Here is a 22,339-nt window from a genome sequence, read left to right as displayed (position 1 = left end):
AAGCGGTTTTGTGCAACTTTTTCCAAGAAAAAAGTTGCCCGCCGTAAAGGCGGAAGGGGCCAGTAGCGCCGCTACACCCCTCGGATCAGCCACCCAGCCCCAAGCCCCAAGCCCCAAGCCCCAAAGCCCAGCCCCACTAATCCGTAAGCCACGAAAAAGCCCCGGCAAATATGCCGGGGCTTCTTTTACATCGGTGGCCAAATCCATCTGGCCGGCTGGACGTTCCTTATTCGGCTTTCAGGCCGTCAGACATGACGCTCTTGACGCCCTTGATGTTCTTGGTGATGCGTACGGCTTCTTCTTTCTGCGAAGCGGTGACCTTGACGTCCGAGGACAGCGAGACGACGCCCTGGCTGGTTTCAACTTTGATGTCGCTGCCTGGAATACCTTTCTCGGTCAGCAGGTCTGCCTTGACCTTGGTGGTGATCCAGGTGTCGGAGCCTTCTTGCTGAACTTGGTCCACTGTATCGTTAGCAGCCAGCATGACCGGAGCTTGGGTTGGCTGTTGCGCGGCGAAGGCGCCGTTGGCCAGAGTCAGGGTCAGGGCGGTAGCAGTAGCGGCAGCAATGGCAAACTTCTTCATGTGGGTCACTCCTGTTTTTCGAAAGGTCTGCGCCGTGGTTCCTGGCGTCAGGTACAAGAGTAATTGCACGCCCTGTGCCAGCTTTTCCGTTTCGCCTGAAGCCTTATAAATCAATGGGTTAGGCCATTACCGAGGAAGACTCCATCGTGCAATCTGCAATGGCGGCGGAAAAACCCTATGCAAGATGCATGTTCGCAACGTCGCAATTCATTGCAGGAGCAACCATTGCGCCATTCACCAGGCACAAAAAAGGTTCTTCACGGAATTTTGGGTAAGACTGGCTGTGATGGGTCTAGCGGCAGACTGGTGGGAGCCACCAAGTGCTTGGCTTGGGGGTGGAGGCGGCGCTCGATCTCACAGGCGCCAAATACCTTACGGCATTGAAAAAGGGCCCCGAAGGGCCCTTTTCACTACTGCAGTCGCTTAGACGCCGGAGGCCTTGGCCGCAGCTACGTCTTTGATCGACAGCTTGATACGGCCGCGGTTGTCCACGTCCAGTACCAGCACTTCGACTTCCTGACCTTCTTTCAGCACATCGGTCACTTTCTCTACGCGAGCATCGCTCAGCATCGAGATGTGCACCAGGCCGTCTTTGCCAGGCAGGATGTTGACGAAGGCACCGAAGTCGACGATGCGCTCGACCTTGCCCACGTAGATCTTGCCGATCTCCGCCTCGGCGGTGATGCCCAGGATGCGCTGCTTGGCAGCTTCCGCCGCTTCCTTGGTTTCGCCGAAGATCTTGATCGAGCCGTCGTCTTCGATATCGATCGAAGCCTTGGTCTCTTCACAGATCGCGCGGATGGTGGCACCACCTTTACCAATGACGTCACGGATCTTGTCGGTGTCGATCTTCATCGCGATCATGGTCGGTGCGTTGGCCGACAGCTCGCTGCGCGATTGAGCGATGATCTGGTTCATCTGGCCGAGGATGTTCAGGCGCGCTTCCAGGGCCTGGCCCAGTGCGATTTCCATGATCTCTTCGGTGATGCCGTTGATCTTGATGTCCATTTGCAGCGCGGTAACGCCTTTGGCGGTACCGGCGACCTTGAAGTCCATGTCGCCCAGGTGGTCTTCGTCACCGAGGATGTCGGTCAGGACCGCGAACTTGTCGCCCTCCTTGACCAGACCCATGGCAATACCGGCAACCGGCGCTTTCATCGGTACACCGGCGTCCATCAGGGCCAGAGAAGCACCGCAGACCGAAGCCATGGAGCTGGAGCCGTTGGATTCGGTGATCTCCGACACCACACGGATGGTGTAGGGGAACTCGCTGTCGCTCGGCAGCATGGCTTGCACGCCACGACGGGCCAGACGGCCGTGGCCGATTTCACGGCGACCGGCGCCACCCATGCGACCACACTCACCGACCGAGAACGGCGGGAAGTTGTAGTGCAGCATGAACGGATCTTTTTTCTCGCCTTCGAGGGTGTCCAGCAACTGGGCGTCACGCGCGGTACCCAGGGTCGCGACGACCAGGGCCTGGGTTTCGCCACGGGTGAACAGGGCCGAACCGTGGGTCTTGGGCAGTACACCGACTTCGATGTTCAGCGGGCGCACGGTGCGGGTGTCACGGCCGTCGATACGCGGCTTGCCGTTGACGATGTTCTCGCGGACGGTGCGGTATTCCAGCTCGCCGAAGATTTCCTTGATGGCGCCGGCCGATGGACCGGTCTCTTCGTTGGCCAGACGGGCGATGGCTTCGTCACGCAGCTGGCCCAGACGGTTGTAGCGGTCGGCCTTCTGGGTGATGGTGTAGGCCTGCGAAATGGCCTCGCCGAACTCGGCACGTACCAGATTCAGCAGTTCGGTGTTGGCAGCAACCGGCTGCCAGTCCCAAGTCGGCTTGCCAGCTTCGGCAGCCAGTTCCTTGACGGCCTGGATAACGGCCTGGAACTCGTCGTGGGCGAACAGTACAGCGCCCAGCATCTGGTCTTCGGTCAGCTCCTGGGCTTCCGATTCAACCATCAATACGGCCGACTCGGTACCAGCGACGACCATGTCCAGGCTCGAAGCCTGCAGCTGTTCGTAGGTCGGGTTCAGCAGGTAGCCGGTGCTCTCGTGGAAGGCAACGCGGGCTGCGCCGATCGGGCCTTCGAACGGAATGCCGGAAATGGCGAGGGCCGCCGAGGTACCGATCATCGCGGCGATGTCCGGATCGGTCTTCTTGCTGGTAGAGACGACGGTGCAGACGACCTGCACTTCGTTCATGAAACCTTCTGGGAACAGCGGGCGGATCGGACGGTCGATCAGGCGCGAGGTCAGCGTCTCTTTCTCGGAAGGACGGCCTTCACGCTTGAAGAAGCCACCAGGGATCTTGCCGGCAGCGTAGGTTTTTTCCTGGTAGTGGACCGACAGCGGGAAGAAGCCCTTGCCTGGATCGGCCTGCTTGGCGCCGACCACGGTCACCAGCACGGTGACGTCGTTATCGACGGTGACCAGTACGGCGCCGGTCGCCTGACGGGCGATTCGGCCGGTTTCGAGCGTTACGGTCGACTGACCGAACTGGAATTTCTTGATTACCGGGTTCACGGTTTCCTACCTTTTCAGTGGCTCTTGGGGGAACTGGTTTCTTGCGAATTCTTGGGCAGAACGGGGAATCGGCCCCGTTGACCGTCCAGATACAACACGAGGCTGGGAGCCTGGCGCCAAGCGGAAAAACCGCTCAGCACTGCCAGGCTGCCAACCTCGGAGATACGCGTGGCGTGTCCAACCCAAGCGCTGCGAAACCGCGCTTGCGAAGCCTGCGACACGCCATGCACACCACTGGCCAGGCCGCTATTAGCGACGCAGACCCAGGCGACCGATCAGGGCGCTGTAACGAGTGGTGTCTTTGCCCTTCAGGTAATCCAGCAGCTTACGACGCTGGTTGACCATGCGAATCAGACCACGACGGGAGTGGTGGTCTTTGTCGTTGGCCTTGAAGTGGCCTTGCAGCTTGTTGATGTTGGCGGTCAGCAGAGCAACCTGCACTTCCGGGCTACCGGTATCGCCGGCGGCTTGCTGGTATTCGGCAACGATCTGAGCTTTTTCTTCAACGCTGAGGGCCATTTGGCTTCTCCTGATAAACGGATCCCGCAAGCGGGTCCAATAGGCCAGGGACAAATCCCTGTATTAATAAAAAAGGCGTGACCGTGCCTACTAACAGCCACCCTTGGTTCCGCAGGCCTTGGGGTTAGCCTCGGCCTGAGGTTTCGATCATTCCGATCGAATCAGTCGACGTGGCGCAATACGCCCGTCTTCGCTCACTTCACCGATACCGATGAAGCGACCATTGTGATCCTGTACCCGGACCATGCCGAATTGCGGCGCGTCCGGCGCCCGTACTGCCTGCCCATGCAGCCAGTAAAAGGCACTGTGTTCCGACAGGCACACCAGGGGCCAGTCTTGCAGGCCGCTGTCTGCTGGCATCAGGAAGCGATCGAGCGCTTCGTTGCCGCCTTCGGCGTGGGCCTGCTCGAGTTCCTCGAGGGTGACCGTCTGGGCCAGTTCGAACGGCCCAGCTTGGGTTCTACGCAGCTCGGCGACGTATGCGCCGCAGCCCAGAGCCTCGCCGATATCCTCCACCAGGGTGCGGATATAGGTGCCTTTGCTGCAACCGACCGACAACCGCGCACGGGTGCCTTCGCACTCGAGCAACTCCAAGCGGCCAATAGTAACAGAACGCGCCTCGCGCTCCACTACCTCTCCTGCACGTGCCAGCTTGTACAGCGGTTGGCCATCACGCTTGAGCGCCGAGTACATAGGCGGTACCTGGCTGATCGGACCGCGAAAACGCGGCAGCACAGCTTCGATATCGGCGCGACCAACGGTCACCTCGCGGGTCTGCAGCACTTCGCCTTCGGCGTCCGCGGTGGTCGTAGTCTGCCCCAGTTGCATGACCGTCTCGTAGCCCTTGTCGGAATCGAGCAGGTACTGCGAAAACTTGGTCGCCTCGCCGAAGCACAGCGGCAGGACGCCGGAAGCCAGCGGGTCGAGGCTGCCGGTATGACCGGCCTTCTCGGCGTTGAGCAACCAGCGGACTTTCTGCAGCGCTGCGTTGGAGGTGAACCCCAGGGGCTTGTCGAGCAGGATGATGCCGCTGACATTGCGGCGGATACGTTTGACCTGGGCCACCGCTTACTCCTTGGTGTCCGGCTCGTCGGCATCCTTGTGCAGGCGGTCTTCGGCCACCGCACGCTCGATCAGCGCCGACAGGTGGGCACCGCGGCTGACGCTTTCATCGAAATGGAAGTGCAACTGCGGCACGCTACGCAACTGCATGGCGCGGCCCAGGTGCAGGCGCAGGAAGCTCGCGGCGCTGTTGAGGGCCTTGAGGGTCTGCGGCACGGCATCTGCGTCGTCCTGGCCCATGACGGTGATGAACACCTTGGCATGGCCCAGGTCGCGGCTGACGTCGACGGCGGTGATGGTCACCAGGCCGACGCGTGGGTCTTTGACTTCACGGCGGATCAGCTCGGAAAGCTCACGTTGCATCTGATCGCCGATGCGTTGGGTACGGCTGTATTCTTTTGCCATTCTTGCTACCTGTAACGTAAAGCGGCAAACGCCCGGTCAAGCTGAAGCCTGACCGGGCGCTACCTTCAGAGGCGCAGCCAACTGCCTTGCGGCGGGGCCTGCACCACGACTCGGGCCCCTTACAGGGTACGAGCCACCTGGACTTTCTCGAAGACTTCGATCTTGTCGCCGACCTTGACGTCGTTGTAGCTCTTGACGCCAATACCGCACTCCATGCCCGAACGCACTTCGGCAGCGTCGTCCTTGAAGCGACGCAGCGACTCCAGCTCGCCTTCGAAGATGACCACGTCCTCGCGCAGTACGCGGATCGGACGGTTGCGGTACACGGTACCCTCGATGACCATACAGCCAGCGATGGCGCCGAACTTCGGCGAACGGAACACGTCACGTACTTCGGCGACACCCAGGATGTTCTCGCGAACATCGCTGCCGAGCATGCCGGTCAGGGCCTTCTTGACGTCTTCGATGATGTCGTAGATCACGTTGTAGTAACGCATATCCAGACCTTCCTGCTCGACGATCTTGCGCGCACCGGCATCGGCACGCACGTTGAAGCCGAACAGCACCGCGTTGGACGCCAGCGCCAGGTTGGCGTCGCTTTCGGTGATACCACCGACGCCGCCACCGATCACGCGAACCTGAACTTCGTCGTTGCCCAGGCCCGACAGCGAACCCTGCAGTGCTTCCAGGGAACCGCGCACGTCGGTCTTGAGGACGATGTTGAGGGTCTTCTTCTCTTCCTGACCCATGGTCTCGAAGATGTTTTCCAGCTTGCCGGCATGAGCACGGGCCAGCTTGACCTCGCGGTACTTGCCCTGACGGAACAGAGCCACTTCGCGGGCCTTCTTCTCGTCGGCAACCACGGACAGCTCGTCACCGGCTTCCGGAGTACCGTCCAGGCCGAGGATCTCGACCGGGATCGACGGGCCGGCTTCCTTCACAGGCTTGCCGTTCTCGTCGAGCATGGCGCGCACGCGACCATAGTTCGAGCCGCACAGGACCATGTCGCCCTGACGCAGAGTACCGTCCTGAACCAGGATGGTCGCCACTGGACCGCGGCCCTTGTCCAGGCGCGATTCGACGACCACACCACGACCAGGAGCGGTCGGCGTTGCGGTCAGCTCGAGGATCTCGGCCTGCAGCAGGACAGCTTCGAGCAGTTCGTCGACACCGGTACCCATCTTCGCGGAAACCTTGACGAACGGCGTGTCACCACCCCAGTCCTCGGAGGTCACGCCTTCGACGGCGAGTTCGTTGCGGATGCGATCGAGGTCGGCACCCGGCTTGTCGATCTTGTTGACCGCGACCACCAGTGGAACGCCAGCTGCCTTGGCATGCTGAACGGCCTCACGGGTCTGCGGCATCACGCCGTCGTCCGCTGCCACCACGAGGATGACGATGTCGGTGGCCTTGGCACCACGAGCACGCATCGCGGTGAACGCGGCGTGGCCCGGGGTATCGAGGAAGGTGACCATGCCGCGGTCGGTTTCCACGTGGTAGGCACCGATGTGCTGGGTAATACCACCGGCTTCGCCAGCGGCAACCTTGGCACGACGGATGTAGTCGAGCAGCGAGGTCTTACCATGGTCGACGTGACCCATGACGGTCACGACCGGAGCGCGCGATTCGACTTCACCTTCGAACTTCAGCGATTCGGCCAGGGAATCTTCCAGGGCGGTATCGCTGACCAGGGTCACTTTGTGGCCCAGTTCTTCGGCGACCAGCTGAGCGGTTTCCTGGTCGAGCACCTGGTTGATGGTGACCGGGGTACCCAGCTTGAACATGAACTTGACCACCTCAGCGGCCTTGACCGACATCTGCTGGGCCAATTCCGAAACGGTGATGGTCTCGCCGATGGTCACGTCACGGATGACAGGACCGGTCGGGTTCTGGAAGCCGTGCTGATTGCGTTTCTTCAGCTTGCTCTTGCCACCGCGGCCACGGCGTACGCCATCGCTCTCTTCATCGGTGGTGCGCGGTGCGGCGCGAGGAGTCGGAGCCTTTTCCTTCTCCTTGACCTTGACCTTGATCGACACGCGCGGCGCCTCGCCACGACCGCCACGACGGTCTTCGTCGCGGGCACGGCTTTCGTTGCGACGGGTCTCGTCCTTCTTGCGCTCGGCGGCACGGGCAGCGGCATCTTCCGATGCCGGAGCCTCGGCGACGACTGGAGCGGCGGCCTGGGCAGGCGCGGCTTCGGTCGGCGCAGGCGCAGCGGCAGGCGCGCTGGCAGCCGCTTCGGCAGCCTGACGACGAGCCTGTTCCTCGTTGCGCTGGCGCACTTCGGCCTCGACCTTTTCGCGAGCGGCGTTTTCGGCCGCGCGGCGCTCTTCCAGCTCACGCTTCTGCTCAGCCTGGATTTCTTCCGGGCTGCGCTGAACGAATACTTTCTTCTTGCGTACTTCTACGCTGATGCTTTTGCTACCGGCGACACGCAGCGTGCTGGTGGTCTTGCGCTGCAAGGTAATCTTGCGCGGCTCTTCCGCCTTGCTCTTGTGGCTGCTCTTCAAATGGGTCAGCAGCGTCTGCTTTTCATTGTCGGTCACTACCTGACCGGCGTCGGTGTGCGGCAGACCTGCCTCACGCATCTGCTGCAGCAGGCGCTCTACCGGTGCCTCGACCTCTTGGGCCAGTTCTTTCACCGTGACTTGCGTCATGCACTTCTCTCCTCAGGCCGCGCCTAATTACTCGAACCAATGGGCTCGGGCGGCCATGATCAACTTGCCGGCACGCTCTTCGTCGATGCCGTCGATGTCGAGCAGGTCGTCAATCGACTGCTCGGCCAGGTCTTCGCGGTTAACCACGCCGCGCACCGCCAGTTCAGCCGCCAGGTCCTTGTCCATACCCTCCAGGGAGAGCAGGTCTTCGGCCGGGTGGGCGTCTGCCAGTTTTTCTTCGGTAGCGATGGCCTTGGTCAACAAACGATCCTTGGCACGAGCGCGGAGCTCGTCGACGATTTCCTCGTCAAAGCCGTCGATGTTGAGCATTTCTTCCAACGGTACGTAGGCAATCTCTTCGAGGCTGGTAAAGCCTTCGTCGACCAGCACTTGGGCCAGCTCCTCGTCGACTTCCAGTTCCTCGATGAAGTTGCGCAGGATGTCGCCGGTTTCAGCCTGTTGCTTGGCTTGGATATCCTTCTCGGTCATCACGTTCAGGGTCCAGCCGGTGAGCTGGCTGGCCAGGCGAACGTTCTGACCACCACGGCCAATGGCCTGGGCCAGGTTGTCCTCGGCGACGGCGATGTCCATGGCATGGGCATCTTCATCAACGATGATCGCCGCGACTTCAGCCGGCGACATGGCGTTGATGACGAACTGCGCCGGGTTCTCGTCCCACAGGACGATATCCACACGCTCGCCGCCCAGCTCGCCGGATACGGCTTGGACGCGCGACCCACGCATGCCGATACAGGCACCTTGCGGATCGATGCGCTTGTCCTTGGAGCGGACGCCGATCTTGGCGCGCGAACCCGGATCACGGGATGCGGCCATGACCTCGATGAGGCCTTCAGCGATTTCCGGCACTTCGATGCGGAACAGTTCGATCAGCATCTGCGGCGCGGTGCGCGACAGGATCAGCTGAGGACCGCGGTTCTCGGTGCGGATTTCCTTGAGCAGTGCACGCAAGCGTACACCGACACGGAAGGTCTCACGTGGAATGATGTCTTCGCGGGCCAGCAGCGCTTCAGCGTTGTTGCCCAGGTCGACGATAACGTTGTCGCGGGTGACCTTCTTGACGGTGCCGGAGATGATCTCACCCACGCGTTCGCGGTAGGCGTCGACCACTTGGGCACGCTCGGCCTCGCGAACCTTCTGCACGATGACCTGCTTGGCAGTCTGGGCGGCGATGCGGCCGAATTCGATCGATTCGATCTTCTCTTCGATCACGTCACCGACCTTGGCTTCCGGGTGCGTCTCGCGGACCTTGCTCGGCCAGACTTCGATCGCCGGGTCGTCGAGGTCGTCTTCTTCGACCACGGTCCAACGACGGAAGGTCTCGTAGCTACCGGTGTGGCGGTTGATTTCCACACGCAGGTCGACTTCGTCCTCAAAACGTTTCTTGGTCGCAGTGGCCAGGGCCACTTCCAGCGCCTCGAAAATGACGCCGGGCGGTACACCTTTTTCGTTGGATACCGATTCAACAACCAGCAGTACTTCTTTGCTCATCGTACGCCTCGCCTTGCGCAAGCCATTGGGCCCGGATAGTCCGCCGGGCCCGGCACGTCTCAGTCAAAACTGGGAATAATATTGGCCTTGTCGATCGAGTCGATCGGCAACAAGAATTCGTGATTGTCCACCTGGACCACCACGTCCTGCTCCTCCACACCGCGGAGAAGGCCCTGGAAGTTACGACGACCTTCGAAGGGCGTACGCAGCTTGATCTTCACCTGCTCGCCGGCATGCGAGGCAAACTGTTCAAGCGTGAACAGTGGGCGATCCATGCCAGGAGAGGACACCTCAAGGGTATATTCGGAGCTGATCGGATCTTCCACATCGAGGATGGCACTGGCCTGACGGCTGACCGCTTCGCAGTCGTCCACCAGGATCCCGCCTTCCTTGTCGATGTAGATACGCAGTACCGAATGCTTACCTTGGGAGATGAATTCGACCCCCCAGCATTCGTAGCCCAGACCCTCGACAACCGGGGCCAACAAGGCCTGCAACTGTTCTAGCTTGCTCGACACCTGAACCCCCTCGTGCATGCTGTGCAAATAAAAAATGGGCGAAGCGCCCATCCCTGAAAGCGCCGTTGGACAACGACGCCGATAACTGTTCGGCTAGCAAAAAGCCCCTGAAAAGGGGCTCCGCTGAAGCTGGTTGCGGGGGCTGGATTTGAACCAACGACCTTCGGGTTATGAGCCCGACGAGCTACCAAGCTGCTCCACCCCGCGACAAAGCTGGGGCGAAAGTATAAGACCGAACCCTCTGCAGGGTCAATCCGAGACCTCCACCTGCAAGAAAGCCCGCTAAAGCGGGCTCTCAAGCTTTAATTGGTACCGAGAAGGGGACTCGAACCCCTACACCCTATGGGCACAACCACCTCAAGGTTGCGTGTCTACCAATTCCACCACCTCGGCAATACTACTACTTGAAACCCGTTACTTCTGCTCTTCAACCGGAGGAGGTACATCACCTTGAGGGGTGGTTTCACTCTTCTGTTGCTGGAGCACCGGTACATCATCATTTACTGCCGGCTTCTGCTCTTTCACTTCCAACACTGCTGGATCTGGCAGACCTGCTTGAGTCAGCTCGTGAGCTTTCTCCTTTGCGAAGTATCCTAACCCAAGTGCTGTCAAAAAGAAAGTGGCAGCGAGTATAGCAGTAAACTTACTTAGGAAGGTAGCAGAGCCCTGGCTTCCGAACACAGTATTTGAAGCACCTGCGCCGAAAGATGCACCTGCTTCCGCACCTTTACCCTGTTGCAGCAACACCAGCACTACCAGCGAGAGCGCTGCCAACAGATGAAAAATAACGATAACTGTTTCCAGCATTTGTTCAGTTTCCTGCGGCGCGACAAATTGCACCGAATTCGTCTGCGTTCAGGGACGCTCCACCAATGAGCCCCCCATCGATATCCGGCATGCCGAACAGTTCGGCCGCATTGGCCGCCTTCACGCTGCCGCCGTAGAGAAGCTGCACGCACTCGGCAACTTCGGCGTCCTGCGCCGCCAACTGGGCACGGATGGCTGCATGCACATCCTGCGCCTGTTCAGGCGAGGCCGTCAAACCTGTACCAATGGCCCAAACAGGCTCATAGGCAATAACTGCATTGGCAAAAGCGGCAACACCGAACGCGTCGATGATACTGCTTAGTTGACGCCCTACAACTTCCAGCGTCTTGCCTGCCTCGCGCTCTTCGAGAGTTTCCCCTACACAGAGCACCGGCTTCAAACCACTTGCCTGAGCGGCTGCAAACTTGCGATTGAGCACTTCGTTAGTTTCACCAATAACCTGGCGACGTTCCGAGTGACCGATCAACACCAACTTGCACCCTGCTTCGGCCAATTGACTCGGAGCAACTTCCCCGGTCAACGCACCCTGATCGGGCTGTACAGCAGAATTCTGTGCGCCGACGATAATTTCCGTTCCAGCCAGGGCATCGACGACATCGTTGATGAACAAGGCAGGCGGGAACACCGCGACTTCCACTCCGCTCGGCAGGGCCAGATTGCTCAGGCCTCGGGTCAGCTCAGCGACGCTGGCGCGGGTACCGTGCATCTTCCAGTTACCAGCTACCATGGGGCGACGCATGCTTTACCTCGTCGGTCAAAGTGGGCGCAGATAGTACCCAACCCTATCTGCGCTGGCAAGGCCCTTTCAGACACAAACTTCAGCAACCAGTTTGGCCAGGGCTTCAGCATGGCCACGTACCTGGGTTGCGTCGTCGCCTTCGACCATGACTCGCACCAGCGGCTCGGTGCCCGACTTGCGCAGCAGCACCCGGCCGCGGCCCGCCATGTCCTCGGTGGCCTTGGCACTGGCTTCCTTGACCGCCGGATGCTCGAGCGGGTCGACGGTGCTCGCGCCGAAGCGCACGTTGATCAGCACCTGCGGGCACTTGCGCACGGCCTGACGCGCCTGGGCAAGGGTCTCACCGCGGCGCTTGAGGCCCATCAGCACCTGCAGTGCAGCGATAATCGCATCACCCGTCGTGGTGTGATTGCAGCAGACGATGTGGCCGGAGTTCTCACCACCGATCTGCCAGCCACGCTCGAGCAACTCGGCCATCACGTACCGGTCACCGACCTTGGCGCGCACGAATGGGATATCCAGCTCCTTCAAGGCCAGCTCCAGCCCCAGGTTGCTCATCAGGGTACCCACCGCCCCGCCGTCGAGCTTTCCACGCTCGTGCAGGTCGCGGGTGATGATGTACAGCAGCTCGTCACCGTCGACTATAGCGCCGGTGTGATCGACCATCAGCACCCGGTCACCGTCGCCGTCGAAGGCGATGCCCATGTCGGCATGCCCCACCAGCACGGCGGCCTGGAGCGATTCGATATGGGTCGAGCCGCAGCTTTCGTTGATGTTCAGACCGTCGGGCTGGGCGTGCAGCACGGTCACCTCGGCACCCAATTCGCGGAACACGCTCGGCGCGACCTTGTAGGTAGCGCCGTGGGCACAGTCGACCACCAGCTTGAGCCCCTCGAAACTGGTGCTACTGGGCACGCTGCTCTTGCAGAACTCGATGTAGCGGCCGGCCGCATCGTTGATACGCGAAACTTTGCCCAGCTTGCTCGACTCGACCACGGTCATCGGCTGGTCGAGCAGCTCTTCGATCATCAACTCGATCTCGTCGGGCAGCTTGGTGCCCTGCCCCGAGAAGAACTTGATGCCATTGTCATCGTGCGGATTGTGCGAGGCACTGATGACGATACCGGCTTCGGCGTGGAAGGTACGGGTGAGGTAGGCGATGGCCGGCGTCGGCATCGGCCCGAGCAGGAGCACGTCGGCGCCTGCAGCGGACAACCCGGCCTCCAGCGCGGATTCGAACATGTAGCCGGAAATCCGCGTGTCCTTGCCGACCAGCACCTGGCACTTGCCCTGCTTGCGGAAGGCCATGCCCGCTGCCCAGCCGAGCTTGAGCATGAAGTCCGGGGTGATCGGGTATTCGCCGACGCGGCCACGGATGCCGTCGGTACCAAAGTATTTTCTGCTCATAACGACTCCAATGTGCTTATTCGGCGTTCTGGACCGCGGCGATCATGCGCACCACGTCGACCGTCTCGGCCACGTCGTGGACCCGCAGGATGCTCGCGCCCTTGGTCATCGCCAGGGCGGCCAGGGCCAGGCTGCCATACAGCCGCTCAGCCACCGGGCGATCCAGGGTGAGGCCGATCATGCTCTTGCGTGAGACGCCCACCAGCAGCGGGCGGCCCAGGCGATAGAGCGCTTCCATGTGTTTGAACAGGCTCAGGTTGTGCTCCAGGGTCTTGGCAAAACCAAAGCCCGGGTCGAGAACGATGCGCTCGGCACCGATTCCTGCAGCGGCACAGGCAGCCATGCGCTGTTCAAGATAGCGTGTAACGTCGACCGTCACATCGTCATAGTGTGGAGAATCCTGCATGTTGCCCGGCTCGCCACGCATGTGCATCAGGCACACCGGCAGGCCAGTGTCGGCGGCGGCATCCAGGGCGCCATCACGCTCCAGGGCGCGCACGTCGTTGATCAGCCCGGCACCCAGGCGGGCGGCCTCACGGATCACAGCGGGCGTGGAGGTGTCGACCGAGATGACCACGTCCAGACGACCGTTGATCGCCTCGACCATGGGCGCCACGCGCTCAAGCTCTTCGGTGACCGAGACCGCGCGCGCACCTGGGCGCGTCGACTCGCCGCCGATATCGATCAGCGTGGCACCTGCGGCAACCATGGCCTCGGCATGGCGAAGGGCCTCGTCGCGCCGATTGAAGCGCCCGCCGTCGGAGAAGGAGTCGGGGGTGACATTGAGGATACCCATGACATGGGTTCGGGAAAGATCAAGAACCCGGTTGCCGCAAGGCAACCGGGTCGGGTACTGCTTAGAGCTCATAGATGCCCTTAGTGTTGAGCCGCTGGGCCGCCAATCGGCGATTCCGGGCGATCACCCTGGGGTGCCGAGGTGCCCGAAGCGGAATCGTCATCCCAGTCGCGAGGTTCGCGAGGGGTACGGCCGGCCATGATATCGTCGATCTGCTCGGCGTCGATGGTTTCGTACTTCATCAGCGCTTCGGCCATGGCATCGAGCTTGTCGCGGTTGTCGGTGAGCAGTTGCTTGGCCGTGGCATAGCACTGGTCGATGATGCTGCGCACTTCGACGTCGATCATCTTGGCGGTTTCACCGGAAACGCTGGCGTGCTGGCTGCCGGCACTGCGCCCCAGGAACACCTCGCCTTCTTCCTCGGCATACATCAACGGGCCAAGCTTTTCGGACAGGCCCCATTTGGTGACCATGTTCCGGGCGATCTGGCTGGCACGCATGATGTCGTTGGAGGCGCCGGTGGTCACACCATCGAAGCCCAGGGTCATTTCTTCGGCGATACGACCGCCGTACAGCGAGCAGATCTGGCTGATCAACGCGCGCTTGGACAGGCTGTAGCGGTCTTCCTCAGGCAGGAACATGGTCACGCCCAGGGCTCGGCCACGGGGAATGATCGACACCTTGTAGACCGGATCGTGCTCGGGCACCAGGCGACCGACGATGGCGTGACCGGCCTCGTGATAGGCAGTGTTCTGCTTCTCTTTCTCGGACATGACCATGGTCTTGCGCTCGGCACCCATCATGATCTTGTCCTTGGCCAGTTCGAATTCCTTCATCTCGACCAGGCGTTTGTTGGAGCGAGCGGCGAACAGCGAAGCCTCGTTGACCAGGTTGGCCAGGTCGGCACCGGAGAAGCCTGGGGTACCACGGGCAATCACGGCGGCGTTGACGTTGTCGCCTACCGGCACCTTGCGCATGTGGACCTTGAGGATTTGTTCACGGCCACGGATGTCCGGCAGCCCTACCACCACCTGGCGGTCGAAGCGACCGGGGCGCAGCAGCGCCGGGTCGAGCACGTCAGGGCGGTTGGTGGCGGCGATGACGATGATGCCGTCGTTCATCTCGAAGCCATCCATCTCGACCAGCAACTGGTTGAGGGTCTGCTCGCGCTCATCGTGACCGCCGCCCATGCCGGCGCCACGGTGGCGACCAACGGCGTCGATCTCGTCGATGAAGATGATGCACGGCGCGTGCTTCTTCGCCTGCTCGAACATGTCACGGACACGGCTGGCACCCACGCCGACGAACATCTCGACGAAGTCCGAACCGGAAATGGTGAAGAACGGCACCTTGGCTTCGCCGGCGATGGCTTTGGCCAACAGGGTCTTACCGGTACCTGGTGGGCCGACCATCAGCACGCCACGCGGGATACGGCCGCCCAGGCGTTGGAACTTGCCCGGATCGCGGAGGAACTCGACCAGCTCGCCGACTTCTTCCTTGGCTTCGTCGCAGCCTGCGACGTCGGCCAGGGTAGTCTTGACCTGATCCTCGGACAGCAGGCGCGCCTTGCTCTTGCCGAAGCTCATGGGGCCGCCCTTGCCACCTGCGCCGCCTTGCATCTGGCGCATGAAGAACATGAACACGGCGATGATCACCAGGATGGGGAAGCTGGCAACCAGCAACTGGGTCCAGATGCTCTGCTGCTCAGGCTGCTTGCCCTCGACGGTGACGTGATTGTCGACCAGATCGCCGATCAGGCCATTGTCGGTGATGGCCGGACGCACGGTCTTGAAGTTGTCGCCATCGGTGCGCTTGCCGGTAATGATGTAGCCGTCGACGGTCACGCGCTCGACTTTCCCGTCTTTTACCTGCTGGATGAAGTCGGAGTAGTTGAGGGTCTGCGGCTCGTTAGGGCTGGAGAAGTTGTTCATCACCGTCACCAGGACAGCTGCGATGATCAACCACAGGATCAGATTCTTTGCCATGTCGTTCAATTCGCTACCCTCTGAGGCCGGCGCACGACGCAGCCGTTCCTCGCATGATATTCATCGCCCTAACTTACTACATTACCTACGCATCCGCAGGCACCGTCTGTAACCCTTTGTGAAACCTAGACTACACGAAGATCGGACGATCCTGACGGCGTAGCCGATTGGAAATAACTATCGGCCACCCCGCTACACGCCTCATGCTCCCTTGTATCCCCGGGCCAGCAGATACTGCTCGCGAGAGCGATCCCGCGATGACGAAGGCTTGCGCATCTGCACCTTGTCGAACTTGCTACGCACGTCCTTGAGGTACACATCGAAGCCTTCGCCCTGGAAAATCTTGATCAGGAAGTCGCCGCCGGGCTTGAGCACGCGGGTCGCCAGATCGAGGGCCAGCTCGCAGAGGAACATGGCACGCGGAATGTCCACCGCGGGCGTACCACTCATATTGGGGGCCATGTCGGAAATCACAAGGTCTACGTGCGAATCGCCGACCGCTTCGAGAATGCGTTGCAACACCTCATCCTGGGTGAAGTCCCCTTGAATGAAGGTCACATCAGCGATCGAGTCCATTTCCAGGATATCGGAAGCGATCAGACGACCCTGCCCACCAATCAGACGACTGGTCACCTGGGACCACCCGCCTGGGGCCGCACCGAGGTCGATTACGCTCATGCCGGGACGGATCAGGCGGTCTTTCTCCTGAATCTCCAGCAGTTTGTAGCTCGCACGCGAGCGGTAGCCATCCTTCTGTGCCTGTTTCACAAAAGGATCGTTGAAATGTTCTCGCAGCCAATTTGCGCTGCTTTTGGAACGTTGTACCACGGGGCACCTCGATGATATGCGTCGTGATTGACTGGGCGGAGCCGGTGGCCCTCGGGTAAAATGCCGGTCAATTTTACAGAATCAGACGGAAAGGGTCAGATTATGCCGCTCAATAACGAGCAGAAGAAGCAATACAAGTCCATTGGTCATGACCTGAAGCCGGTCCTGATCGTTGCTGGCAATGGTTTGAACGAAGGCGTGATCGCCGAATTGGAGCGCGCACTGGCCGACCACGAGCTGATCAAGGTCGAGATTCGCTCGGAAGACCGCGAAGAGCGTGCCGCCGCCATTGCCGAACTGTGCAAGGCAGGCCGTGCCGAGCTGGTACAGACCATCGGCAAGAAGGCACTGATCTACCGCAAGAACCCACAGCCGAACAAGCAGCTGTCCAACATCCACCGCTACAAGTGACGGTGACTCCGCTCAGTGGCGCGCCTGGCGCGCCCTGACCGGGACCGGTTGGGCCACCAGCACGATGCCGGAGAAGCCCAGCACCAGGAAGCAGAACATCTGCCAACGCTCGCCGACCGAAATACCGTAGCGCAGCGTGTAATACCCCACGCAGGCGCCAAAGCCGAGCAACAGCATCTGGCCGCGGAACTGTCGCCACCAGGCCGCCAGGCCATCCACCCTCGCCAGCACCGCCAGCTGGGTCAACAGCCCGAGCATGGCCACACCGATCAACCAGCGGTCGATCTGCCCGGCCACGTCCTGCACCAGCAATGGCGCCAGCCCGCTGACCTTTAGCGCCGGCACCAAGCCCACGTGGAACACCCACAAGCCCCCGACCCAGAAAACCTGGGCCAGTTGCCAGAGGATGCCCTCGAGGGATGGCGCCCGCAGGCGCCGATCAGATGTGCTTGACTTCGACAATCTCGTACTCGACCGTACCGCTTGGCGTCTTGACGACAACGGTATCACCTTCTTCCTTGCCGATGATTGCACGTGCGATCGGGGCGCTGTTGGAGAGCTTGCCCTGTTTCACGTCGGCTTCATCCTCGCCGACGATCTGATAGGTCACCTCATCATCGGTTTCGGTGTTGGCCAGCACCACGGTGGTGCCGAAAATCACCTTGCCGGTATGGGCGATGGTGGTGACGTCGATCACCACCGAGTTCTGCAGACGGCCTTCGATGTCGCGGATACGCGCCTCGACCATGCCCTGCTCCTCGCGGGCAGCATGGTACTCGGCGTTTTCCTTGAGATCGCCCAGCTCACGCGCTTCGCCAATGGCCTGGCTCAGGCGCGGGCGCTCGGTCTTGCTCAGAAAGGTCAGCTCGTCCTCCAGGGCGCGAGCGCCCTGGACGGTCATCGGGTACTTGGTAATGCTCATGCTTTGAGTCCTGCATGCAGATCCTGCAAGCGACGAACGGTCTTCTCAGGGCCGAATTTCAGCGCTTCGCAGATGGCTTCACCGGCCGCAATGGTAGTGGTGCAGTAGATCTTGTGCTGCAACGCATTGCGACGAATCGAGTACGAATCAGCGATCGACTGGCGGCCTTCGGTGGTGTTGATGATCAGCGACACTTCGTCGTTCTTGATCATGTCGACCACGTGCGGGCGACCTTCGGTCACTTTGTTCACACGGCGCACTTTCAAGCCGGCCGCTTCGATGACCTTGGCGGTACCGGCAGTGGCGACCACTTCGAAGCCCAGGGCGATCAGGTCGCGGGCAACGCCAGCCACTTGCGGCTTGTCGTCGTCGCGCACGCTGATGAAGGCGGTACCGCCGGTCGGCAGCACTTCGCTGGCACCCATCTGGGCCTTGGCGAAGGCTTCACCGAAGCTGTCGCCGACACCCATGACTTCACCGGTCGATTTCATCTCAGGGCCGAGGATCGGGTCAACCCCTGGGAACTTGGCGAACGGGAAGACGGCTTCCTTGACGCTGTAGAAGTTCGGGATGATTTCCTCGGTGAAGCCCAGCTCCTTGAGGGTTTTACCGGCCATGACACGGGCCGCGATCATCGCCAGGGAGGTGCCGATGCACTTGGAGACGAACGGCACGGTACGCGAGGCGCGCGGGTTGACCTCGATTACGTAGATCTTGTCGCCCTGCAGGGCCAACTGCACGTTCATCAGGCCGACAACGCCGAGCTCCAGGGCCATTTTCTTGACCTGTACACGGACTTCGTCCTGCACTTCCTTGCTCAGCGAGTAAGGTGGCAGCGAGCACGCCGAGTCACCGGAGTGAACACCGGCCTGTTCGATGTGCTGCATGATTGCGCCGATGACCACGTCGGTGCCGTCGCAGACCGCATCCACGTCCATCTCGATGGCGCAGTTGAGGAAGTGGTCGAGCAGCACCGGGCTGTCGTTGGACACCTGGACCGCTTCACGCAGATAGCGCTTGAGCTCGTCCAGCTCGTAGACGATCTCCATCGCGCGGCCGCCCAGAACGTAGGACGGACGCACCACCAGCGGGTAACCGATGTCGCCAGCGGCGCGGATGGCTTCGTCTTCGCTGCGCACGGTGGCGTTCGGCGGCTGACGCAGGTTCAGGCGCTGAACCATCTGCTGGAAGCGCTCACGGTCTTCGGCGCGGTCGATCGCGTCTGGGCTGGTGCCGATGATCGGTACGCCGGCTTCTTCCAGGGCGCGGGCCAGTTTCAGCGGGGTCTGGCCGCCGTAGTGGACGATCACGCCTTTCGGTTTCTCGACGCGGCAGACTTCCAGCACGTCTTCCAGGGTCAGCGGCTCGAAGTACAGGCGGTCGGAGGTGTCGTAGTCGGTGGAGACGGTTTCCGGGTTGCAGTTGACCATGATGGTCTCGTAACCGTCGTCACGCAGCGCCAGAGCAGCGTGTACGCAGCAGTAGTCGAACTCGATCCCTTGGCCGATACGGTTCGGGCCACCACCGAGGATCATGATCTTGTCACGGTTCGACGGGTTGGCCTCGCACTCTTCCTCATAGGTCGAATACAGGTAGGCTGTGTCGGTGGCGAACTCGGCGGCGCAGGTGTCGACGCGCTTGTACACCGGGAACACTTCCAGCTTGTGGCGGTGACGGCGCAGGTTCTTGTCGGTGATGCCGAGAAGCTTGGCCAGACGCTGGTCCGAGAAGCCCTTGCGCTTCAGACGCAGCATGTAGTCCTTGTCGATGGCCGACAGGGCGAGGGTCTTGACCTTCTCTTCTTCCTTGATCAGATCTTCCATCTGCACCAGGAACCACAGGTCGATGCCGGTCAGTTGGAAGATCTCTTCGATGGTCATGCCCGAACGCATGGCGTCGGCGACATACCAGATACGCTCGGCGCCCGGTACGGTCAGCTCGCGCTTGAGGATGCTGCTGGCATCGGCGCTGGTCAGGTCGACTTTCGGATCGAGACCGCATGCGCCGACTTCCAGGCCGCGCAAGGCTTTCTGCAGGGACTCCTGGAAGGTCCGGCCGATGGCCATGACTTCACCCACAGATTTCATCTGGGTAGTCAGGCGGGCGTCGGCTTTCGGGAATTTCTCGAAGGCGAAGCGCGGCAGCTTGGTGACGACGTAGTCGATCGACGGTTCGAACGAAGCCGGAGTGCGACCGCCGGTGATGTCGTTCTGCAGCTCGTCGAGGGTGTAGCCGACGGCCAGCTTGGCGGCGATCTTGGCGATCGGGAAGCCGGTAGCCTTGGAGGCCAGGGCCGAAGAGCGCGACACGCGCGGGTTCATCTCGATCACGACCATCCGGCCGGTGTTCGGGCAGATACCGAACTGCACGTTGGAACCACCGGTTTCGACACCGATTTCACGCAGCACCGCCAGCGAGGCGTTGCGCATGATCTGGTATTCCTTGTCGGTCAGCGTTTGCGCGGGGGCAACGGTGATCGAGTCACCGGTGTGCACGCCCATCGGGTCGAAGTTCTCGATGGAGCAGACGATGATGCAGTTGTCCTTCTTGTCGCGGACCACCTCCATCTCGTATTCCTTCCAGCCGATCAGCGATTCGTCGATCAGCAGCTCCTTGGTCGGCGACAGGTCGAGGCCACGGGCGCAGATTTCTTCGAACTCTTCACGGTTGTAGGCGATACCGCCACCGGTGCCGCCCATGGTGAAGGACGGACGGATGATGCACGGGAAGCCCAGGCGCTCGAGAACGGCGTTGGCTTCTTCCATGCTGTGAGCGATACCGGAGCGCGGGCACTCCAGGCCGATGGCCTTCATCGCCTTGTCGAAGCGCGAACGGTCTTCGGCCTTGTCGATGGTGTCGGCATTGGCGCCGATCATTTCCACGCCGAACTTCTCCAGCACGCCGTGGCGCTCGAGGTCCAGGGCGCAGTTCAGGGCAGTCTGGCCACCCATGGTCGGCAACAGTGCGTCAGGACGCTCTTTTTCGATGATCTTGGCCACCGATTGCCACTTGATCGGCTCGATGTAGGTGGCGTCGGCCATGGCCGGGTCGGTCATGATGGTGGCCGGGTTGGAGTTCACCAGGATGACGCGGAAACCTTCCTCGCGCAGTGCCTTGCAGGCCTGGGCGCCGGAGTAGTCGAATTCGCAGGCCTGGCCGATCACGATCGGGCCAGCGCCGAGAATCAGGATGCTTTTGATGTCTGTACGTTTTGGCATGGTTGTCACTCAAATCCGCGGGTCAGTCGGCAAGCCGTCTTGAACAATCTGGGTCAGGCGCTTCCGGGCGCAGCACATGCCGCCCCGGGGCCTTGATGCAGGATGCTCAGCGGCGCTTGGCCATGGCATCGATGAAACGATCGAACAGTGGCGCGACGTCGGTCGGGCCTGGGCTCGCTTCAGGGTGGCCCTGGAAGCTGAACGCGCTCTTGTCGGTGCGCTCGATGCCCTGCAGGGTACCGTCGAACAGCGACTTGTGGATGGCGCGGACGTTGCCCGGCAGGGTGGCTTCGTCGACGGCGAAGCCGTGGTTCTGGCTGGTGATCATGACCACGCCGGTGTCCAGATCCTGGACCGGGTGGTTGGCACCGTGGTGGCCGTGGCCCATCTTCACGGTCTTGGCGCCGGAGGCCAGGGCCAGAAGCTGGTGGCCGAGACAAATACCGAATACCGGGATCTCGGTCTCGAGGATTTCCTTGATCGCCTGGATGGCATAGTCGCAAGGCTCGGGATCACCTGGGCCGTTGGACAGGAACACACCGTCCGGATTCAGCGCCAGCACTTCGCTGGCCGGGGTCTGCGCCGGTACCACGGTCACGCGGCAGCCACGGGCGACCAACATGCGCAGGATGTTCAGCTTGACGCCATAGTCGAAGGCGACCACGTGGTAAGGCAGGTCGGCTGCGTCGATGGTCGGGTGGCTGTCGGTTTTCAGTTCCCACACGCTGGAACGCCATTCGTAGCGCTCGGTGGTGGAGACGACCTTGGCCAAGTCCATGCCCTTGAGGCCTGGGAAGGCCCGGGCGGCGGCGATGGCCTGCTCTTCGGTGATGTCGTCACCGGCGAGGATGCAGCCGTTCTGGGCGCCTTTTTCACGCAGGATACGGGTCAGGCGACGGGTGTCGATGCCGGCGATGGCAACGACGTTGTTGGCCTTCAGGTACTCAGGCAGCGACTGGGTATTACGCCAGTTGCTGGCCAGCAGCGGCAGGTCGCGAATGACCAGACCAGCGGACCAGACTCGGTTCGACTCAGCGTCTTCCGGGGTGGTGCCGGTGTTGCCAATGTGCGGGTAGGTCAGGGTAACGATTTGCTGGGCGTAGGAAGGGTCTGTAAGGATTTCCTGGTAGCCGGTCATAGCAGTGTTGAACACCACCTCACCAACGGTCTGACCGTCGGCACCGATGGCTTCACCGCGAAAAATACTGCCATCGGCAAGGGCGAGTATGGCTGGCTTTGTCAAGAAGACCTCCCGTAAATCAAGCATGAAAGGGCGATCGCAGGTTGCAAAAAAGCGGAGTGACGTATGGACACGTCACCCCGCTTTCATGTGCTGAATTCAATTCGCTGCGCGCTTTTAGTGGACACACTAAAGCTGTAGCTTACAGAAAAGAGCGTTTCCGGTCTACCGCAAATGCGACAG

19 protein-coding genes and 2 tRNA genes are annotated in these 22,339 nt (G+C 61.2%); 1 reads left to right on the top strand and 20 read right to left on the bottom strand.

Annotated features, from left to right (window positions below; translation table 11 throughout):
- Window positions 1-226: 226 nt before the first annotated feature.
- The 16 genes from KY379_RS20030 to rlmE form a co-directional block, all read right to left on the bottom strand.
- A complete protein-coding gene (locus tag KY379_RS20030) occupies window positions 227-583 on the bottom strand; it encodes a BON domain-containing protein (RefSeq protein ID WP_133330444.1) in 357 nt (118 codons plus the stop codon).
- Between the two features lie 423 nt (window positions 584-1,006).
- Complete coding sequence (gene pnp / locus KY379_RS20025; RefSeq protein ID WP_133330442.1) at window positions 1,007-3,112, bottom strand: polyribonucleotide nucleotidyltransferase; 2,106 nt, start codon at window positions 3,110-3,112, stop codon at window positions 1,007-1,009.
- A gap of 249 nt (window positions 3,113-3,361) precedes the next feature.
- The gene (rpsO, locus tag KY379_RS20020) at window positions 3,362-3,631 is read right to left on the bottom strand and encodes a 30S ribosomal protein S15 (RefSeq protein WP_003249971.1); all 270 of its coding nucleotides are present in this window, start codon (window positions 3,629-3,631) and stop codon (window positions 3,362-3,364) included.
- Between the two features lie 147 nt (window positions 3,632-3,778).
- Window positions 3,779-4,696 carry a tRNA pseudouridine(55) synthase TruB gene (truB, locus tag KY379_RS20015; protein WP_133330438.1) on the bottom strand — a complete coding sequence of 306 codons (918 nt, stop codon included), beginning with the start codon at window positions 4,694-4,696 and terminating at the stop codon, window positions 3,779-3,781.
- Window positions 4,697-4,699: 3 nt separating this feature from the next.
- Complete coding sequence (rbfA, locus tag KY379_RS20010) at window positions 4,700-5,098, bottom strand: 30S ribosome-binding factor RbfA (protein ID WP_133330436.1); 399 nt, start codon at window positions 5,096-5,098, stop codon at window positions 4,700-4,702.
- A 119-nt stretch (window positions 5,099-5,217) separates the two neighbouring features.
- The gene (infB, locus tag KY379_RS20005) at window positions 5,218-7,755 is read right to left on the bottom strand and encodes a translation initiation factor IF-2 (RefSeq protein ID WP_133330434.1); all 2,538 of its coding nucleotides are present in this window, start codon (window positions 7,753-7,755) and stop codon (window positions 5,218-5,220) included.
- Between the two features lie 27 nt (window positions 7,756-7,782).
- Entirely contained in the window at window positions 7,783-9,264 is a 1,482-nt protein-coding gene (nusA, locus tag KY379_RS20000) for a transcription termination factor NusA (RefSeq protein WP_133330432.1), read from the bottom strand.
- 59 nt (window positions 9,265-9,323) lie between these two features.
- A complete protein-coding gene (gene rimP / locus KY379_RS19995) occupies window positions 9,324-9,782 on the bottom strand; it encodes a ribosome maturation factor RimP (RefSeq protein WP_165976091.1) in 459 nt (152 codons plus the stop codon).
- A gap of 130 nt (window positions 9,783-9,912) precedes the next feature.
- Window positions 9,913-9,989: transfer RNA gene (locus KY379_RS19990), tRNA-Met, on the bottom strand.
- A 100-nt stretch (window positions 9,990-10,089) separates the two neighbouring features.
- Window positions 10,090-10,175: transfer RNA gene (locus KY379_RS19985), tRNA-Leu, on the bottom strand.
- Between the two features lie 21 nt (window positions 10,176-10,196).
- Window positions 10,197-10,589: a preprotein translocase subunit SecG gene (secG, locus tag KY379_RS19980; RefSeq protein ID WP_261241163.1), complete on the bottom strand. Its 393-nt coding sequence runs from the start codon at window positions 10,587-10,589 to the stop codon at window positions 10,197-10,199.
- Between the two features lie 4 nt (window positions 10,590-10,593).
- Window positions 10,594-11,349 carry a triose-phosphate isomerase gene (tpiA, locus tag KY379_RS19975; RefSeq protein WP_133330426.1) on the bottom strand — a complete coding sequence of 252 codons (756 nt, stop codon included), beginning with the start codon at window positions 11,347-11,349 and terminating at the stop codon, window positions 10,594-10,596.
- A 66-nt stretch (window positions 11,350-11,415) separates the two neighbouring features.
- Window positions 11,416-12,756, bottom strand: coding sequence for a phosphoglucosamine mutase (glmM, locus tag KY379_RS19970; RefSeq protein ID WP_133330424.1), 1,341 nt, complete (start codon window positions 12,754-12,756; stop codon window positions 11,416-11,418).
- A gap of 16 nt (window positions 12,757-12,772) precedes the next feature.
- Window positions 12,773-13,624 carry a dihydropteroate synthase gene (gene folP, locus KY379_RS19965; RefSeq protein WP_133330422.1) on the bottom strand — a complete coding sequence of 284 codons (852 nt, stop codon included), beginning with the start codon at window positions 13,622-13,624 and terminating at the stop codon, window positions 12,773-12,775.
- An 8-nt stretch (window positions 13,625-13,632) separates the two neighbouring features.
- A complete protein-coding gene (gene ftsH, locus KY379_RS19960) occupies window positions 13,633-15,537 on the bottom strand; it encodes an ATP-dependent zinc metalloprotease FtsH (protein ID WP_133330420.1) in 1,905 nt (634 codons plus the stop codon).
- Window positions 15,538-15,738: 201 nt separating this feature from the next.
- Window positions 15,739-16,365, bottom strand: coding sequence for a 23S rRNA (uridine(2552)-2'-O)-methyltransferase RlmE (rlmE, locus tag KY379_RS19955; protein ID WP_133330418.1), 627 nt, complete (start codon window positions 16,363-16,365; stop codon window positions 15,739-15,741).
- A gap of 102 nt (window positions 16,366-16,467) precedes the next feature.
- On the opposite strand from rlmE, the gene yhbY reads away from it, so the two are divergent.
- Window positions 16,468-16,776 (top strand): ribosome assembly RNA-binding protein YhbY, encoded by a 309-nt coding sequence (yhbY, locus tag KY379_RS19950; protein WP_054892619.1) that lies wholly within the window; start codon window positions 16,468-16,470, stop codon window positions 16,774-16,776.
- A gap of 12 nt (window positions 16,777-16,788) precedes the next feature.
- On the opposite strand, the gene KY379_RS19945 is transcribed toward yhbY, so the two are convergent.
- The 4 genes from KY379_RS19945 to carA form a co-directional block, all read right to left on the bottom strand.
- Window positions 16,789-17,238, bottom strand: coding sequence for an MFS transporter (locus KY379_RS19945; RefSeq protein WP_133330416.1), 450 nt, complete (start codon window positions 17,236-17,238; stop codon window positions 16,789-16,791).
- Window positions 17,216-17,698 carry a transcription elongation factor GreA gene (gene greA / locus KY379_RS19940; RefSeq protein ID WP_165976090.1) on the bottom strand — a complete coding sequence of 161 codons (483 nt, stop codon included), beginning with the start codon at window positions 17,696-17,698 and terminating at the stop codon, window positions 17,216-17,218. Before greA ends, KY379_RS19945 begins: the two co-directional genes overlap by 23 nt.
- The gene (gene carB, locus KY379_RS19935) at window positions 17,695-20,916 is read right to left on the bottom strand and encodes a carbamoyl-phosphate synthase large subunit (protein WP_261241164.1); all 3,222 of its coding nucleotides are present in this window, start codon (window positions 20,914-20,916) and stop codon (window positions 17,695-17,697) included. The genes greA and carB overlap by 4 nt, the downstream gene beginning before the upstream one ends.
- Window positions 20,917-21,022: 106 nt before the next feature.
- Entirely contained in the window at window positions 21,023-22,159 is a 1,137-nt protein-coding gene (carA, locus tag KY379_RS19930; protein WP_133330412.1) for a glutamine-hydrolyzing carbamoyl-phosphate synthase small subunit, read from the bottom strand.
- Window positions 22,160-22,339 lie beyond the last annotated feature (180 nt).

The organism is Pseudomonas sp. HD6422 (assembly GCF_025377065.1).
Classification (GTDB): domain Bacteria; phylum Pseudomonadota; class Gammaproteobacteria; order Pseudomonadales; family Pseudomonadaceae; genus Aquipseudomonas; species Aquipseudomonas putida_U.
This window is presented reverse-complemented; position numbering and strand designations above follow the sequence as displayed.